This is a genomic window from Streptomyces fradiae (assembly GCF_041270065.1).
Lineage (GTDB): Bacteria > Actinomycetota > Actinomycetes > Streptomycetales > Streptomycetaceae > Streptomyces.
In genome coordinates, this window is record NZ_CP065958.1 from 4,316,437 (window position 1) to 4,330,561 (window position 14,125).

General features: G+C 71.8%; 15 protein-coding genes. 8 read left to right on the forward strand and 7 right to left on the reverse strand.

Annotation, left to right across the window (positions count from 1 at the left end; all coding sequences use genetic code 11):
* Window positions 1-129 precede the first annotated feature (129 nt).
* Both JAO84_RS19650 and JAO84_RS19655 read right to left on the reverse strand, forming a co-directional pair.
* Window positions 130-1,188 carry a C40 family peptidase gene (locus JAO84_RS19650; protein WP_370414039.1) on the reverse strand — a complete coding sequence of 353 codons (1,059 nt, stop codon included), beginning with the start codon at window positions 1,186-1,188 and terminating at the stop codon, window positions 130-132.
* Window positions 1,189-1,436: 248 nt separating this feature from the next.
* Window positions 1,437-2,249, reverse strand: coding sequence for a class I SAM-dependent methyltransferase (locus JAO84_RS19655; protein ID WP_370414040.1), 813 nt, complete (start codon window positions 2,247-2,249; stop codon window positions 1,437-1,439).
* 246 nt (window positions 2,250-2,495) lie between these two features.
* Between JAO84_RS19655 and mshA the strand changes: the two genes are divergently transcribed.
* Both mshA and JAO84_RS19665 read left to right on the forward strand, forming a co-directional pair.
* Entirely contained in the window at window positions 2,496-3,890 is a 1,395-nt protein-coding gene (mshA, locus tag JAO84_RS19660) for a D-inositol-3-phosphate glycosyltransferase (RefSeq protein ID WP_370414041.1), read from the forward strand.
* Window positions 3,883-4,434: a YbjN domain-containing protein gene (locus tag JAO84_RS19665; protein ID WP_370414042.1), complete on the forward strand. Its 552-nt coding sequence runs from the start codon at window positions 3,883-3,885 to the stop codon at window positions 4,432-4,434. The genes mshA and JAO84_RS19665 overlap by 8 nt, the downstream gene beginning before the upstream one ends.
* Window positions 4,435-4,452: 18 nt before the next feature.
* Here JAO84_RS19665 and JAO84_RS19670 read toward each other — a convergent pair whose 3' ends face one another.
* Window positions 4,453-5,790, reverse strand: coding sequence for an MDR family MFS transporter (locus JAO84_RS19670; RefSeq protein WP_370414043.1), 1,338 nt, complete (start codon window positions 5,788-5,790; stop codon window positions 4,453-4,455).
* Window positions 5,791-5,914: 124 nt separating this feature from the next.
* Between JAO84_RS19670 and JAO84_RS19675 the strand changes: the two genes are divergently transcribed.
* The 3 genes from JAO84_RS19675 to JAO84_RS19685 all read left to right on the forward strand — a co-directional run bounded on the left by JAO84_RS19675 (window position 5,915) and on the right by JAO84_RS19685 (window position 8,142).
* A complete protein-coding gene (locus JAO84_RS19675) occupies window positions 5,915-6,673 on the forward strand; it encodes a phosphoglyceromutase (RefSeq protein ID WP_265867392.1) in 759 nt (252 codons plus the stop codon).
* 267 nt (window positions 6,674-6,940) lie between these two features.
* Window positions 6,941-7,606, forward strand: coding sequence for a hypothetical protein (locus JAO84_RS19680; RefSeq protein WP_370414044.1), 666 nt, complete (start codon window positions 6,941-6,943; stop codon window positions 7,604-7,606).
* 182 nt (window positions 7,607-7,788) lie between these two features.
* Window positions 7,789-8,142: a hypothetical protein gene (locus JAO84_RS19685; protein WP_370414045.1), complete on the forward strand. Its 354-nt coding sequence runs from the start codon at window positions 7,789-7,791 to the stop codon at window positions 8,140-8,142.
* A gap of 12 nt (window positions 8,143-8,154) precedes the next feature.
* Here the strand turns inward: JAO84_RS19685 and JAO84_RS19690 are convergent, their stop codons facing one another.
* Window positions 8,155-8,766 carry an N-acetyltransferase family protein gene (locus JAO84_RS19690; protein WP_370414046.1) on the reverse strand — a complete coding sequence of 204 codons (612 nt, stop codon included), beginning with the start codon at window positions 8,764-8,766 and terminating at the stop codon, window positions 8,155-8,157.
* A gap of 72 nt (window positions 8,767-8,838) precedes the next feature.
* Between JAO84_RS19690 and JAO84_RS19695 the strand changes: the two genes are divergently transcribed.
* Window positions 8,839-9,330 (forward strand): GNAT family N-acetyltransferase, encoded by a 492-nt coding sequence (locus JAO84_RS19695; RefSeq protein ID WP_370414047.1) that lies wholly within the window; start codon window positions 8,839-8,841, stop codon window positions 9,328-9,330.
* Between the two features lie 50 nt (window positions 9,331-9,380).
* On the opposite strand, the gene JAO84_RS19700 is transcribed toward JAO84_RS19695, so the two are convergent.
* Both JAO84_RS19700 and phoU read right to left on the reverse strand, forming a co-directional pair.
* Window positions 9,381-9,539, reverse strand: coding sequence for a hypothetical protein (locus tag JAO84_RS19700; RefSeq protein WP_265867387.1), 159 nt, complete (start codon window positions 9,537-9,539; stop codon window positions 9,381-9,383).
* A gap of 106 nt (window positions 9,540-9,645) precedes the next feature.
* Window positions 9,646-10,326 carry a phosphate signaling complex protein PhoU gene (phoU, locus tag JAO84_RS19705; protein ID WP_265867476.1) on the reverse strand — a complete coding sequence of 227 codons (681 nt, stop codon included), beginning with the start codon at window positions 10,324-10,326 and terminating at the stop codon, window positions 9,646-9,648.
* Window positions 10,327-10,619: 293 nt separating this feature from the next.
* Here phoU and JAO84_RS19710 point away from each other — a divergent pair, with 293 nt between their 5' ends.
* Window positions 10,620-11,921 carry a cell wall metabolism sensor histidine kinase WalK gene (locus JAO84_RS19710; RefSeq protein WP_265867386.1) on the forward strand — a complete coding sequence of 434 codons (1,302 nt, stop codon included), beginning with the start codon at window positions 10,620-10,622 and terminating at the stop codon, window positions 11,919-11,921.
* Window positions 11,918-12,598 (forward strand): response regulator transcription factor, encoded by a 681-nt coding sequence (locus tag JAO84_RS19715; RefSeq protein WP_116159717.1) that lies wholly within the window; start codon window positions 11,918-11,920, stop codon window positions 12,596-12,598. Before JAO84_RS19710 ends, JAO84_RS19715 begins: the two co-directional genes overlap by 4 nt.
* Before the next feature lie 264 nt (window positions 12,599-12,862).
* Here the strand turns inward: JAO84_RS19715 and JAO84_RS19720 are convergent, their stop codons facing one another.
* A complete protein-coding gene (locus JAO84_RS19720; RefSeq protein ID WP_370414048.1) occupies window positions 12,863-13,504 on the reverse strand; it encodes a DUF461 domain-containing protein in 642 nt (213 codons plus the stop codon).
* Window positions 13,505-14,125: the final 621 nt, after the last annotated feature.

Consider the following 14,125-nt stretch of genomic DNA (forward strand, 5'->3'; position numbering starts at 1 on the left):
GTGCGGAGCCCACGCGGAGGTCGTGCGGAGAGTTGGAGAAGGGTGCGCGCAGCGTACGAGGAGGGCGCGCGGGAGTACGAAGAGGGGGCGGCGCGCGGAGCCGTACGGCGCCGGCATCCCGTCCTCCGGTTACTCCGGCCGCACCACGCCCAGGATCTCCATCGAGCCCGCGCCCGCGATCGTCACGTTCCGGCCGGGGCGCGGCGCGTGGACGATCGCGCCGTTGCCCACGTACATCCCGATGTGGGTGGCGTCCTTGTAGTAGACGATCAGGTCGCCGGGCCGCATGTCCTTGATGTCCACGTGCGGCAGCAGGCGCCACTGCTCCTGCGAGGTGCGCGGGATCGGATGGCCGGCCGCCGCCCAGGCGGACTGGGTGAGGCCGGAGCAGTCGTACGAGCCGGGGCCCTCGGCGCCCCACACGTACGGCTTGCCGATCTGCGCCGTCGCGAACTCCACCGCGCGCTTGCCCGCCGGGGTGGCCTTCTCGCTGAGGCCCTTGAGGACGCCGGAGTCGAGCCAGGCGGTCTGCGCCTTGTACTGCGCCTGCTCCTCCAGGCGCAGCAGCCGGGCCCGCTCCTCGGCGGCGAGCTGCGACTCCAGCTTCTTCGCCGCCTCGATCTTGCCGTTGATCTCCTTCTTCGCCTTGGCCTGCTTGACCCGGTTGGCCTCCAGCTTCGTCCAGTTGAGGCTGGCGTCCTTGGCGTAGGCGGTCAACAGCGCCTGGGTGCTCGTCATCTCGGCGAGCAGGTCCTTGGTGGCCTTGTGGCCCTCCTTGAGGCGGCCGGCGTTGTCGAGGAAGAGCTGCGGGTCGTTGGTGAGGACGAACTGAGCGCCGTCCGGCAGACCGCCGTTGCGGTACTGCGCGCGGGCGGCGGCGCCGGCGCGCGCCTTGAGGTCGTCGATCTTCTCCTGGCCGGCCACGATCTGCCGGGCGAGCTTCACGATCTCGTCGGACTGCTCCTTGGCCTTCTCTTCGGCCAGGTTGTACGCGTCGGTGGCGGCGGCCGCCTGACGGTAGAGCCCGTCGATCTCCTTGCGGACCTCTTCGAGGGTCTTCTTCGGCTGCGCGGGCGGCCCGGGCGGCAGCGGGGCCGCGGCGGCCTGGAGGGTGAGCGCGGGTGAGGCGAGCACCGTCAGGGCGCAGACCACGGTGAGCGTGGCGATGGCGTGGCGGCGTCGGTTCACTGGCTCCCCCTCAGGACACCGAATCTGAAGCTCTGTCTACTGCTCTACTGCTATTGCACTGCTGCTGCACTGCTGCTGTGCTGTATCTGATTTACCGTCAGTAACTTACTGGTGACCTTGGCGATAGTGCCATGCCGAACCCGAAAGCAACAGGGGAAAGCCGGGCCTGTCGGGTCACTTCCCCCCACGGTGGACGTACGCGGCGCCGGGCGCGTTCCACAGCCCGGGGAAATTCAGGGGGAGTTCACTCATCCCGTACGGGGCGCCAGCGCGTCCCAGCGCACGCTCACCTCGCCCTGGCGCCAGCGCCGCGGCCCGTCCGTGAGCGGCCAGTCCGCCGCCAGGGCGCGCACGGAGCGGATCCAGCGCTGCCGGGCGCCGAGCGAGGCGAAGGGCGCGGCGGCGGCCCAGGCGCGGTCGAAGTCCCGGAGGAAGGCGTGCACCGGCTCGCCGGGCACGTTCCGGTGGATGAGGGCCTTGGGCAGCCGCTCGGCGAGATCGGACGGCCGGTCGAGCGAACCGAGGCGGGTCGCGAAGGTCACCGTGCGCGGACCCGAGCGGTCGAGCGCGACCCAGACGTGCCGCCGCCCGATCTCGTCGCAGGTGCCCTCGACGAGCAGCCCGTCCGGCGCGAGCCGCCGGCACAGGCGCTCCCAGACGGCGGCGACCTGCTCCTCGTCGTACTGCCGCAGCACGTTCGCGGCCCGGATCAGCGAGACCTCGCCCGGCACCGGCACCTCGAAGCCGCCGTGCCGGAAGGTCAGCCCCTCCCGCTCGTACGGCTGCGCCGCGGCCACCCGGGCCGGCTCGATCTCGACCCCGACGACCACCGCCCGCGGATCGGCGGTCCGCAGCCGCCCGAGCAGTTCGACGGCGGTCCACGGCGCGGCCCCGTACCCGAGGTCCACCGCGACCGGGGCCGCCTCCGAGCGCCGCATCGCCGGGCCGTGCACGGCCGCGATCCACCGGTCCTGGCGCCGCAGACGGTTCGGATTCGTGGTCCCGCGCGTCACCGTCCCGACGGGGCGGACGGCGGCGGTACTGGTGGTGCGGCGGGCCATGCCATGAGCGTAAGCGAGCGCATGGGGTGCGGAGCGCCCCCTGGGCGGACCCTGGGCGCCCCCTGGGCCGTACCGCCGGCCGCCGTCTCCGCCGTAATGACCGCCGCCTCCGCCGTAATGAATTGGCAAAGCGAAGCCCCGGACGGAAATGAAAGCGGGCATTCCGGTGTTCTGGAGGCCGGTGGGTGTTCCGCACCCTCCCTCTGCCATGCCCGACAGCGGAACCACAGCGGAAGGACCGCCGACGTGAGCCAGTACGTGTCCCGGTTCGCCGGCACCCTGGCGACGCAGTCCCGGCTCCGGCTTCCCGGCCGGCACCGTGGGCCGCGCCGGGTGGCCATGCTCAGTGTGCACACCTCGCCGCTGCACCAGCCGGGGACCGGCGACGCGGGCGGCATGAACGTCTACATCGTGGAGCTGGCCAAGCGGCTCGCCGCGATCAACGTCGAGGTGGAGATCTTCACCCGCGCCACCACCGGCGGCCTCGCGCCGGTCGTCGAGCTCGCGCCCGGTGTGCTCGTACGGCACGTGGACGCCGGTCCGTACGAGGGGCTGGCCAAGGAGGAGCTGCCGGCGCAGCTGTGCGCCTTCACGCACGGCGTGATGCAGGCCTGGGCGGGGCAGCGCTCCGGGCACTACGACCTGGTGCACTCCCACTACTGGCTGTCCGGGCACGTCGGCTGGCTCGCCGCCGAGCGCTGGGGCGTCCCGCTCGTCCACACCATGCACACCATGGCCAAGGTCAAGAACGCGGCGCTCGCGGACGGCGACACCCCCGAGCCCGCCGCCCGCGTGATCGGCGAGACGCAGATCGTCGAGGCCGCCGACCGGCTCATCGCCAACACGGCCGAGGAGGCCGACGAGCTCTCCCGTTTCTACGACGCCGATCCGGCCAAGATCGCCGTCGTGCACCCCGGGGTCAACCTGGACCACTTCCGCCCCGCCGACGGCCGCGCCGCCGCCCGGGCCCGGCTCGGGCTGCCGCAGGACGCCTTCATCCCCGCGTTCGCCGGCCGCATCCAGCCGCTCAAGGCCCCCGACATACTGCTCCGCGCCGCCGCGATCCTCGTCGACCGCGACCCCTCCCTCCGCTCCCGGATGGTCGTGCCGGTGGTCGGCGGCCCCAGTGGCAGCGGCCTCGCCAAGCCGGAGGGGCTGCAGAAGCTCGCCGCCAAGCTCGGCATATCCGACGTCGTGCGGTTCCATCCGCCGGTCGGGCAGGACCGGCTCGCCGACTGGTTCCGGGCCGCGAGCGTGCTCGTCGTGCCCTCGTACAGCGAGTCCTTCGGCCTGGTCGCCATCGAGGCCCAGGCGGCCGGCACCCCGGTCGTCGCGGCGGCGGTGGGCGGTCTGCCCGTGGCCGTACGGGACGACGTCACCGGTTTCCTCGTGCAGGGCCACGACCCGGCGGACTACGCCCGCGCCCTGGAGCGGTTCACCGCCGAGCCGCGGCTCTCCGACCGGATGGGCGCGGCGGCGGCCCGGCACGCCGGTTCCTTCGGCTGGGACACGGCGGCCTCGGCGACGGCGGACGTGTACACGGCCGCGATGCACGACCACCGCGCGCGCCACGAGCACGGCCTGCGCGAGCTGCGCGAACTGCGCGAGCACCGGCGTCGCGTACGCTCCCACCATGGCTGAGGCAGCGGAGGCAGCAGAGGCGGCGAAGACCGGGGCGAATCCCGGGGCGAAGACCGGGGACGTCCGGCGGATCGTCGAGGACACCTTCAAGGACGCCGAACTGGAGTGGGAGTCCACCGAACCGGGCTCCTACGTCGTCAAGCTGCCGGGCACGCGCAAGCTGTTCACGACGCTGTCGCTGCGCGTGGGACGCCACTCCCTCTCCCTCAACGCCTTCGTCATCCGGCACCCCGACGAGAACGAGGCCGGCGTGCACCGCTGGCTGCTCGAACGCAATCTGCGTCTGTACGGGGTGAGTTACGCGATCGATCCGCTCGGCGACATCTACCTCGCCGGCAAGCTCCCGCTCGCGGCCGTCACACCCGAGGAGCTGGACCGGCTCCTCGGGTCCGTCCTGGAGGCGGCGGACGGCGACTTCAACACGCTCCTGGAGCTGGGCTTCGCGTCGGCGATCCGCCGCGAGTACGCGTGGCGGGTGTCGCGCGGGGAGTCGACCCGTAACCTCGACGCGTTCAAGAACCTGACCCAGAAGCCGGCGAACTGACCCGGGCCGGGTCCGGGTTCAGGCGGAGCTGACCTTCACGTCCTCGGAGGCCTTCACGTCCTCGGAGGCCTTCGCGTCCTCGGAGGCCTTCGCGTCCTCGGAGACCTTCGCCACGGGCGCCGTCTCCTCGTCCTCCTCGGCGTCCGCGAGGGCCGTCCGCAGGCGGGTCTGGTAGCCGAGGGCGGCGACGGCGCCGATCACGAAGCAGGAGATCCACAGGACGTCCGGGCCGGGCCCGTCCACGATCCAGCCGGCCAGGATCGGGGCGACGAAACCGGCCACCGCCCAGGACATGCCCATCACGCCCTGGTAGCGGCCGCGGGCGTGCTCGGGCGCGAGCCGGGCGGTGGCGGCGGCGTTCGTCGGGACGTGGACCATCTCGCCGATGGTCCAGACGATGACGGTCGCGGCGAAGGCGACGGGGCTGCCGGCCAGGGCGGTGGCGCCGGTGCCGAGGGCGAAGAGGAGGGAGGAGACGGTCAGCAGGAGCACCGGCGAGCGCTTGTCGGTGACCTTGTTGACGAGCAGCTGGAAACCGACGATGACGATGCCGTTGACGGCGATGACCGCGCCGTACGCCGAGGGCTTCAGGCCCTCGCCGGTCATGGTGAGCGGCAGGCCGATCCAGGGCGCGGTGAAGACCAGGCAGACGAGCAGGTTGAGGGTCACCAGGGTGCGGAAGGGCGCGTCGCGCAGCACGGTGAGGATGCTGACCTTCTCCTCGGCGACGGCCTTGCCGGTGGTCGCGTCGAGCGCGGCGGCCGGCCGGGTCTCCGGCAGGCGGAGGAAGACGATCAGGGCGCAGAGCGCGGTCGCGGCGGCGTCGACGAGGAAGAGGGTGCGGTAGCCGAGGACGATCGCGACGCCGCCGCCGATGGCGGCGATGGCGAAGCCGAGGTTGAGCGCCCAGTAGTTGAGCGCGTAGGCGCGGCGCACCTCGTGGGCGGGGACCATGTCCGCGATGGCGGCGTTGATGGACGGCCGGACGCCCTGCATGGCGATGCCCATGAGGAAGACGACGAGGGCGATGGCCCAGGCGCTGGTGACGAGTGCGAGCAGTACGGCGCAGGAGGCGGCCGCGAGGTGCATGGTGACCATGGTGGGGCGGCGGCCCCAGCGGTCGGTGAGCATGCCGCCGAGCGGGGAGCCGGCGACGCCGCCGAGGCCGTGCAGGGCGACGACGAGTCCGGCGAACCAGGCGGAGAGCCCGAGCTCCTGGGTGAGGTAGAGGGAGAGGAAGGTGAGGACGAAGGCGCCGGTCCGGTTGACGAGGGTCGACAGCCAGAGCCACCAGAAGCCGCCCGGGAACCCCGAGACGGTGGCGCGCGCTGATCGTCTGAGCGAATCGATGGACATGTGTGGCCCGGCCCCCTGTGAGTAAGTCCCGCTTGCAGCCCTCGTAACTTACGAATCTCATAGGCCGGACGCCAGTGAATTGACGGTGCGCGTCAATCGGCGGCCGTCGTCTAGGCTCGGACGCATGGCCGACGCACCGTACAAGCTGATCCTCCTCCGCCACGGCGAGAGCGAATGGAACGCGAAGAACCTGTTCACCGGCTGGGTGGACGTCAACCTCACCGAGAAGGGCGAGAAGGAGGCGGTCCGCGGCGGTGAGCTGCTGAAGGACGCCGGCCTGCTGCCCGACGTGCTGCACACCTCGCTGCAGAAGCGCGCCATCCGCACGGCGCAGCTCGCCCTCGAGGCCGCCGACCGCCACTGGGTCCCGGTCCACCGCTCGTGGCGTCTGAACGAGCGCCACTACGGCGCGCTGCAGGGCAAGGACAAGGCGCAGACCCTCGCGGAGTTCGGCGAGGAGCAGTTCATGCTGTGGCGCCGCTCCTACGACACCCCGCCGCCGGCCCTCGCCGACGACTCCGAGTTCTCCCAGGCCGACGACGCCCGCTACGCGTCGATCCCGCCGGAGCTGCGCCCGCGGACCGAGTGCCTGAAGGACGTCGTGGAGCGCATGCTCCCGTACTGGTACGACGGCATCGTCCCCGACCTCCTCGCCGGCCGCACGGTCCTCATCGCCGCCCACGGCAACAGCCTGCGCGCCCTGGTGAAGCACCTCGACGGCATCTCTGACGCCGACATCGCGGGCCTCAACATCCCCACGGGCATCCCGCTGGCCTACGAGCTCGACGAGAACTTCAAGCCGATCAAGCCGGGCGGCACGTACCTGGACCCGGAGGCGGCGGCTGCGGCGATCGAGGCCGTGAAGAACCAGGGCAAGAAGTAACCTTCCCGCACGAGAGAGCCCCCGTCCTGCCGGTGTACGGCAGGACGGGGGGCTCTTCGTTTGTCGTCGGTGCTGTCGTCGGTGCTGTCGTCGGTGCTCCTGGGGCGCCTGGGATGGGTGGGATCCGGGCGTTCGGGTCGCGTGACGGGAATGTCCCGGGTGTGCGACAGAGGGTGGCCGGATCTCGCGGCTGTGGGGGGTGCGTTGCTACGTTCCGGGACGGGATGCGGCTTCGGATGGCCGCCGCAGAAGAGGGGGAGTCCCGGAATGAACATCACGCGCTTCAGATCCGCTGCCGTCACGCTCGCCGCCGTCGCGCTGGCCGCCGCGCTCACGGGGTGTCAGAAGGACAAGGCCGCGGCGCCCGCTCCGGCCGCCTCGCCCGCCTCGAGCTCGGCGCCCGCCCCGGCCACGACCACGGACGCGCCCACCGCCGTACCCGCCTCCAAGCCGTCCTCCAAGCCGTCTTCCGGGTCCACCACGTCCGGCACCAAGAAGAAGACGTCCAAGAAGGGCACCAAGAAGGGCACCACTTCCGGTGGCGGCGGTACGGCGGCGCCCGGGTGCGTGACGAGCGCGCCGAACCCGGACGCGTACGACCCCGACGAGTTCGCCCTCTACCGCATCGAGGAGCTTCCCGGAAGCACGGGCAAGGTCAACCTCGTCATGCAGCACGGCGCGTGGGGCTGCGGCACCCCGGACAGTGACGGCGCGCCGTTCGTCGTCAGCGGTGAGGACAGCCGCTGGGCCCTCGACCAGGCGGCGTACGTCACCGCCACCGACCCGATCGTCCCGAGCACCGAGAACCAGCGGATCGGTGTCCAGGAGCTCATCGACTGGGTGAACGCGCACCCGGACTCCGGGCTGGTCTTCCGCTACGAGGTGGGCGAGGACGGCGCGATCCACCGCCTGGACCAGGTGTTCATGCCGTAGGGCGTGGGGCGCGGGCGCGGGGCGTGGCCGTGGGCCGGACGGGTGACAAAGAAACCTTCCGGCTCGCGGGCGCGGCATGAGGGGCGTACGGGGAGCGGTAGAGGTCGGGCAGTGCAGTTCCGTTCCGTCCGGATCCGCCCTGTCCCGTACGCCCTCTCCTCACCATGAAACGAGACCTTCCCGTGCGCCTTCGGCACACCCTCGCCGCCGCTTGCGGTGCCCTCGCCCTCACCGCCGCCTTCGCCACCCCGGCCCATGCCACCACCGGCGACTTCTCCTACCGCGTGGTCGGCCTGAACGGCGAGCCCATCGCCGTCACCCTGCACGACCCGGCGAGCGATCAGTGCATCACCCTCGCCGAGGTCGCGGACCCGGACGCCTCCGCACCGGCCTTCGCCCCGCACAACGACACCGACGAGTACGCGATGGTCTTCACCGAGCCCGACTGCACCGGTGACTCCTGGACCCTCCGCCCCCACGGCCGCCCGGCCTCGGACCGACTGAAGCTGCGCTCGGTGGTCTTCCTCAGGCCCTGACCGCCGCCCGGCCTACTGCGTACGAACCTTCGCGCCGGCCGCCCGCAGCACCTCGGTTGTCGGCCGGAGGTCCAGGCCCATCAGCACCTCGTCCCGGAGGTCCTCCGGAGTCGGGCCCAGGCGTAGGGCTTGGGGCCAGCGGCCGGTTTCGGTCCAGCCGAGGGCGGTGTAGAAGGCTTCCAGGCCCTCGCCGCCGCGGGCGGCGAGGCGGAGGTGGGTGAGGGAGAGCTCGTCGCGGGCCACGCGGTGGAGTTCGCGCATCAGGGCGGTGCCCAGGCCGTGGCCGCGGAAGTCGGGGTGGGTCTGCAGGTGGTGGACCGAGCCCCAGTGCGCGACCAGCGGGTTCGGGTCGTGGCCGAGGACCACCCAGCCGGCGAGGCGCGCACCCACCGTTGCGGTGATCAGGCGGTGCCCGTCCGGCGCGAGGCGCGCGATCAGCGCGTCCGTGACCGGGGCGACCTCCGCCTCCGCGACCGGCGGGAAGGGGAAACCGGCGGCCCCGCCCGCGTTGGTGACCGCGATCCAGCAGTCGATCAGCTGCCGGCGCAGCGCGGGGGACACCTCCTCGGGGGCGTTCGCCCGGGCGAGGACGGTACGGCGGAGCAGCGCGGGTACGGCAGGCATGCGCCCCATCCTGGCGCCCCCCGCACACAACGCAAGGCCTGAACAACGCAAGGCCTCGTCTAACGTCTGCCCATGAGTTCGTCACCGATACCGGCGCCGCGCCTGGAGCCGGTCACCCCGGCCACCGTCGACGCCGCCCTCGCCTTGAAGGTCCACCCCCACCAGCAGGACAACGTCGCGCCCGTCGCCCACTCGCTCGCCGAGGCCTATGCGTACGGGGACACCGCCTGGCCGCGGCTGATCTTCGACGGGGACGAGCTCGTCGGCTTCGTCATGGCCTTCGTCGACATCCAGTGGGACGCCGAGCGGGACCCGGCCGACCTCCGCAGCGGTCTGTGGCGGCTGAACATCGGCGCCGAGCACCAGGGCAAGGGGTACGGGCGGTTCGCCGTCGACGCCGTGCGCGACGAGCTGCGGCGGCGCGGGGCCGGGCAGCTGTACGTGACCTGGCACCGCGGCGAGCACGGGCCCGGTGACTTCTACCGCCGGCTCGGCTTCCGCGAGACCGGCGAGCTCGCCGGCGACCAGACCGTCGGCGTACTCGACCTCGTACAGCCTGCATAGCAGCGGGAAGCGGAACGGGGCCCGCCGTCGGCAGGCCCCGCACCCGAGTCCTACGAGGAGCAGCCCCCGCACTGGCACGGCCCGCCGGACTGGCAGCCGCAGCCGCAGCCGGAGCCGCAGCCGCAGGCGCCGAGGACGGGCAGGAACTGGGCGCCGCGCGGGGCCGGCGGCTCCTGCGGGCGGTCGGTGGTCGGAGCGGTGTCGGCCATGGGGGTCCCTCCCTCAGAGGCGTACCTCGCCTCCCCCCATTGCATGCCCACCCCCCAGGGCGCATCAACGGCGCACTGTTGTGCGACCACCTCCCGCCGTGGGTCCTTACGCGCCCTCGACCGGCACGTCCGCCGGCTGCAGCTCGTCCGCGTGCTCGCCCGTCACCAGGTAGACCACGCGCTTGGCCACCGACACGGCGTGGTCGGCGAACCGCTCGTAGTAGCGGCCGAGCAGCGTCACGTCCACGGCGGTCTCGATGCCGTGCTTCCAGCGGTCGTCCATCAGGTGCTGGAAGAGCGTGCGGTGCAGCAGGTCCATCTCGTCGTCGTCCTGCTCCAGCTGCATCGCCATGTCGACGTCCTTGGTGATGATCACCTCGGCGGCCTTCGCCATCAGGCGCTGCGCCAGCTGACCCATCTGGAGGATCGTCGCGTGCAGGTCGTTCGGCACGGCCCGGTCCGGGAAACGCAGCCGGGTCAGCTTGGCCACGTGCTGGGCCAGGTCGCCCGAGCGCTCCAGGTCGGCGCTCATCCGCAGCGAGGTCACCACGATCCGCAGGTCCGTCGCCACCGGCTGCTGCCGGGCGAGCAGCGCGATCGCGCGCGCCTCCAGGTCGTGCTGGAGGTCGTCGACCTTCTGGTCCGCGGCGATGACGCTCTCCGCGAGCTTCAGGTCGGCGTCCAGCATGGCCGTGGTGGCGCGCCCGATCGCGGACCCGACCAGGCGGGCCATCTCGACCAGGCCCTCGCCGATCGAGTCAAGTTCCTCGTGGTACGCGTCCCGCATCGATGTCCCTCTCTTCACGCCTCTGCTGTACGCCTGTATCTGCGTAGGCCCGTATCCGCTGTACGCCTGTACGGCCGTACGTACCCCCTACGGTCGGGCCCCTACGCGTCCGGCACCAGCCCCTCGCGTGAATCACCCCTGTCCCCCAGGTGAACTCTGGGCAACGGACGCCGCAGTCTCCATCAGGGCAAATGAACCCGGCCCGTCCCCTCGGTGAACTCTGGGCGACGACTGTTCGAGCAGCCACTCGGACGGCTGGGAGAGTGTCATTCGTCCCGCATAACCTGGATGGCATGGACGTGAACGCGGCGGTCGCCGCATTGGCCGCGATCGCCGGGGTGTGCACCGGCGTGATCGCCATGCTGGCATTCCGCTGGAGCGAGCGCGACCAGGCGCGACCCACCCGTACCTCCCTGCACACCGACGCCGTGCTGCCGCCCGGCGTCGACACCGTGCTGTCCGTGCTGCGCTCCTCCGCGGTCGTCCTCGACGAGAGCGACTCGGTGGTCAAGGCCAGCTCGGCGGCGTACGCGCTCGGCCTGGTCCGCGGCGGGAAGCTGGCCGTGGAGCCCATGCTCAACATGGCCCGCGACACCCGCAGGGACGGGGAGATACGACAGGTCGAGCTGGATCTGCCGCGGCGCGGCACCGGGCGCGGCGAGGCCCTCGCCGTCTCCGCCCGGGTCGCCCCGCTGGGGTCCCGGCTGGTGCTCCTGCTCGTCGAGGACCTGACGGAGGCGCGGCGCATCGAAGCGGTGCGGCGCGACTTCGTGGCGAACGTGAGCCATGAGCTGAAGACCCCGACCGGCGCGCTCTCCCTGCTCTCCGAGGCGGTCATGGACGCCTCGGACGACCCCGAGGCGGTCACCCGCTTCGCGGGCCGGATGCAGATCGAGGCCACCCGCCTCACCAATCTCGTGCAGGAGCTCATCGACCTCTCGCGGGTGCAGAACGACGACCCGCTGGAGGACTCCGAGCCGGTGCGGGTGGACGAGCTGGTCGCCGAGGCGATCGACCGTTCGCGCCACACCGCGTCCACCAAGCAGATCACCATGGCGTCCGGAGGCACGGCCGACCTGTCCGTCTGGGGCAGCCGGGGGCAGCTCGCCGCCGCCCTCGGCAACCTCGTGGAGAACGCCGTCAACTACTCGCCGGCCCGCACCCGGGTGGGCATCGCCGCCCGCCGGGTGGCGGCGCCCGGCGGGGATCTGATCGAGATAGCGGTGACCGACCAGGGCATCGGCATCTCGGAGAAGGACCGCGAGCGGATCTTCGAACGCTTCTACCGGGTCGACCCGGCCCGCTCCCGTGCCACCGGTGGTACGGGGCTCGGCCTGGCCATCGTCAAGCACGTGGCCGCCTCCCACGGTGGCGAGGTCACCGTGTGGAGCACCGAGGGCCAGGGCTCGACCTTCACCCTGCGGCTCCCCGAGGCGGGCGCCGCGCGGAACCGCCGATCCGACGAGGACGGGCCCGACGCCGACCCCGACGCCGAAGGCGGCGGCGGGTTCGGCTCCGGCCACGGTGCCGCCTCCACCTCCCCCACCCCCGATCTCATGACCGAACCACTCCCCGCCCCGGAGGTCCTTCCGTGACCCGTGTGCTTGTCGTCGAGGATGAGGAATCCTTCAGCGACGCCCTGTCGTACATGCTCCGCAAGGAGGGCTTCGAGGTCGCCGTCGCGGCGACCGGGCCCGACGGCCTCGACGAGTTCGAGCGCAACGGGGCGGATCTCGTCCTCCTCGACCTCATGCTGCCGGGTCTGCCCGGTACGGAGGTGTGCCGCCAGCTGCGCAGCCGCTCGAACGTCCCGGTCATCATGGTGACCGCCAAGGACAGCGAGATCGACAAGGTCGTCGGCCTGGAAATAGGAGCCGACGACTACGTGACGAAGCCCTTCTCCTCGCGGGAGCTGGTCGCCCGCATCCGCGCGGTGCTGCGCCGCCGCGGCGAGCCGGAGGAGGTCACCCCCGCCGCCCTGGAGGCCGGCCCGGTCCGTATGGACGTCGACCGCCACGTCGTCACCGTCGGCGGCGGCAAGGTCGACCTGCCCCTGAAGGAGTTCGACCTCCTGGAGATGCTGCTCCGCAACGCGGGCCGCGTCCTCACCCGCATGCAGCTCATCGACCGTGTCTGGGGCGCGGACTACGTCGGCGACACGAAGACCCTCGACGTCCACGTGAAGCGCCTCCGCGCCAAGATCGAGCCCGACCCGGGCGCGCCGCGGTATCTGGTGACGGTGCGAGGCCTCGGCTACAAGTTCGAGCCGTAGAGCGGGGCCTCCTGCCCGCAGCCCACGATCGGCGGACGGAGTCCGGCGCAGCGTCCCGAAGCCTGGGAGGCCCCCTGGGGCCGAGCAGTGCGAGGGGCGCAGTGCGGGCAGGGGCTCGAGCCGGACCCCGGTGCGCCGCGGTATCTGGTGACGGTGCGGGGCCTCGGGTACAAGTTCGAGCCGTAAGCCGGACTCGTAGGTCGGCATACGTAAGGGGCGCCCCCTCCTCGGAGGGGGCGCCCCTTACGTATGTACGGGTACGGCTCAGTGGCCGGCGGCCTCGTGGCTCGCCTCGCCCGTCGGGGTGGCGGTGCCCGTGGGGGTGGCCGTGCCGGTCGGGGTGGCCGTGGTGGTGGCGGTGGCGGTCGGGGTGGCGACCGGGGCCTTCGGGAGCTCGGACGGGCCGAAGTCCTTGAAGTAGCCCTGCGCGGGGACGACGAAGGCGCCGATCGCCACGTCGCCGGTCTGGCTCAGCTTGAAGACGACCTTCTGCGAGTCGCCGTTCTTGGCCTCGCGCAGGCCGCCCTCGATCACGGCGGACGCGTTGCCCTGGCCGCCGATGACGACGGAGCCGCCGGCGGGGACGACGATCGGGCCGTTGCCCTCGGCCGCCTTGAGCTTCACGGTGCCGACGGCGCCCGGCAGGGTGATCGAGTCGATGGTCTGGCGGACCTGGCCGTTGTTGAAGACGGTGGCGGAGACGACCGCCGGGCCGACCGCGCCCGGGTCGGGCTGGGTGATCACGAGGGCGTTCTGGACCTTGACGTCGTCCACGGTGACGGCGGCGTTGTCCGGCCGGACGCCGAGCGTCTGTGCGTCGTTGCCCGCACCACAGGCGGACAGGGCGGCGATCGAGATCACGACGGCGGTGGCGGCGAGGGCGCCGCGTCGAAGGCTGCGGCTCACGGCGGCGGCAACTCCTAGGACGTACGGACGGGCTAAGGACGGACTAAAGGTGTGTCAGCGCGCTTAGGTTACCGAGCCGCACTCTCCGTCCCGCACCCGACCCGCCCCCTGCGTGCAGGCGCGTCCGCCCGGCACCTCTCCGGCCGGTCATCCAGCCGGTCATCCAGCCGGTCACCCCGCCGGTCATCCAGCCGGTCATGGAGCCCGTCACCCGGCCGGTCGCGCACCCCGCGGCGAGAACTTGCCGTCATGGCCGGAACATGACGTATTGACGTGGCGTTCACATAAGTGTCGTGATCAATTCGACCGCCGGCCGCGCATTACGCCATGGGCGGGGCGCCGGCGCCATTCGAGAAACCCCTGCCGAGCAATGTTGATCAATTCGGGAATCCGGCCGTACGGGTGATCGATCCTCGAACGGAGTACGTGAAGCAGGCCACATCGAACCCGGCAAACCGGGGCATCACCCCTCCTCTCGGCCCCCTCCGAAGCCTGTGACGTCGACGTTTCGCTGCGTCGACGCAGCCGCTCCGACCTGCGAATACCGCCTTCCGGAAGCCCGCCGCAGCACGCGGGCGACGCACTTGTCAAGCCCCGAGATATGCCCTGACCTGCGAAAAC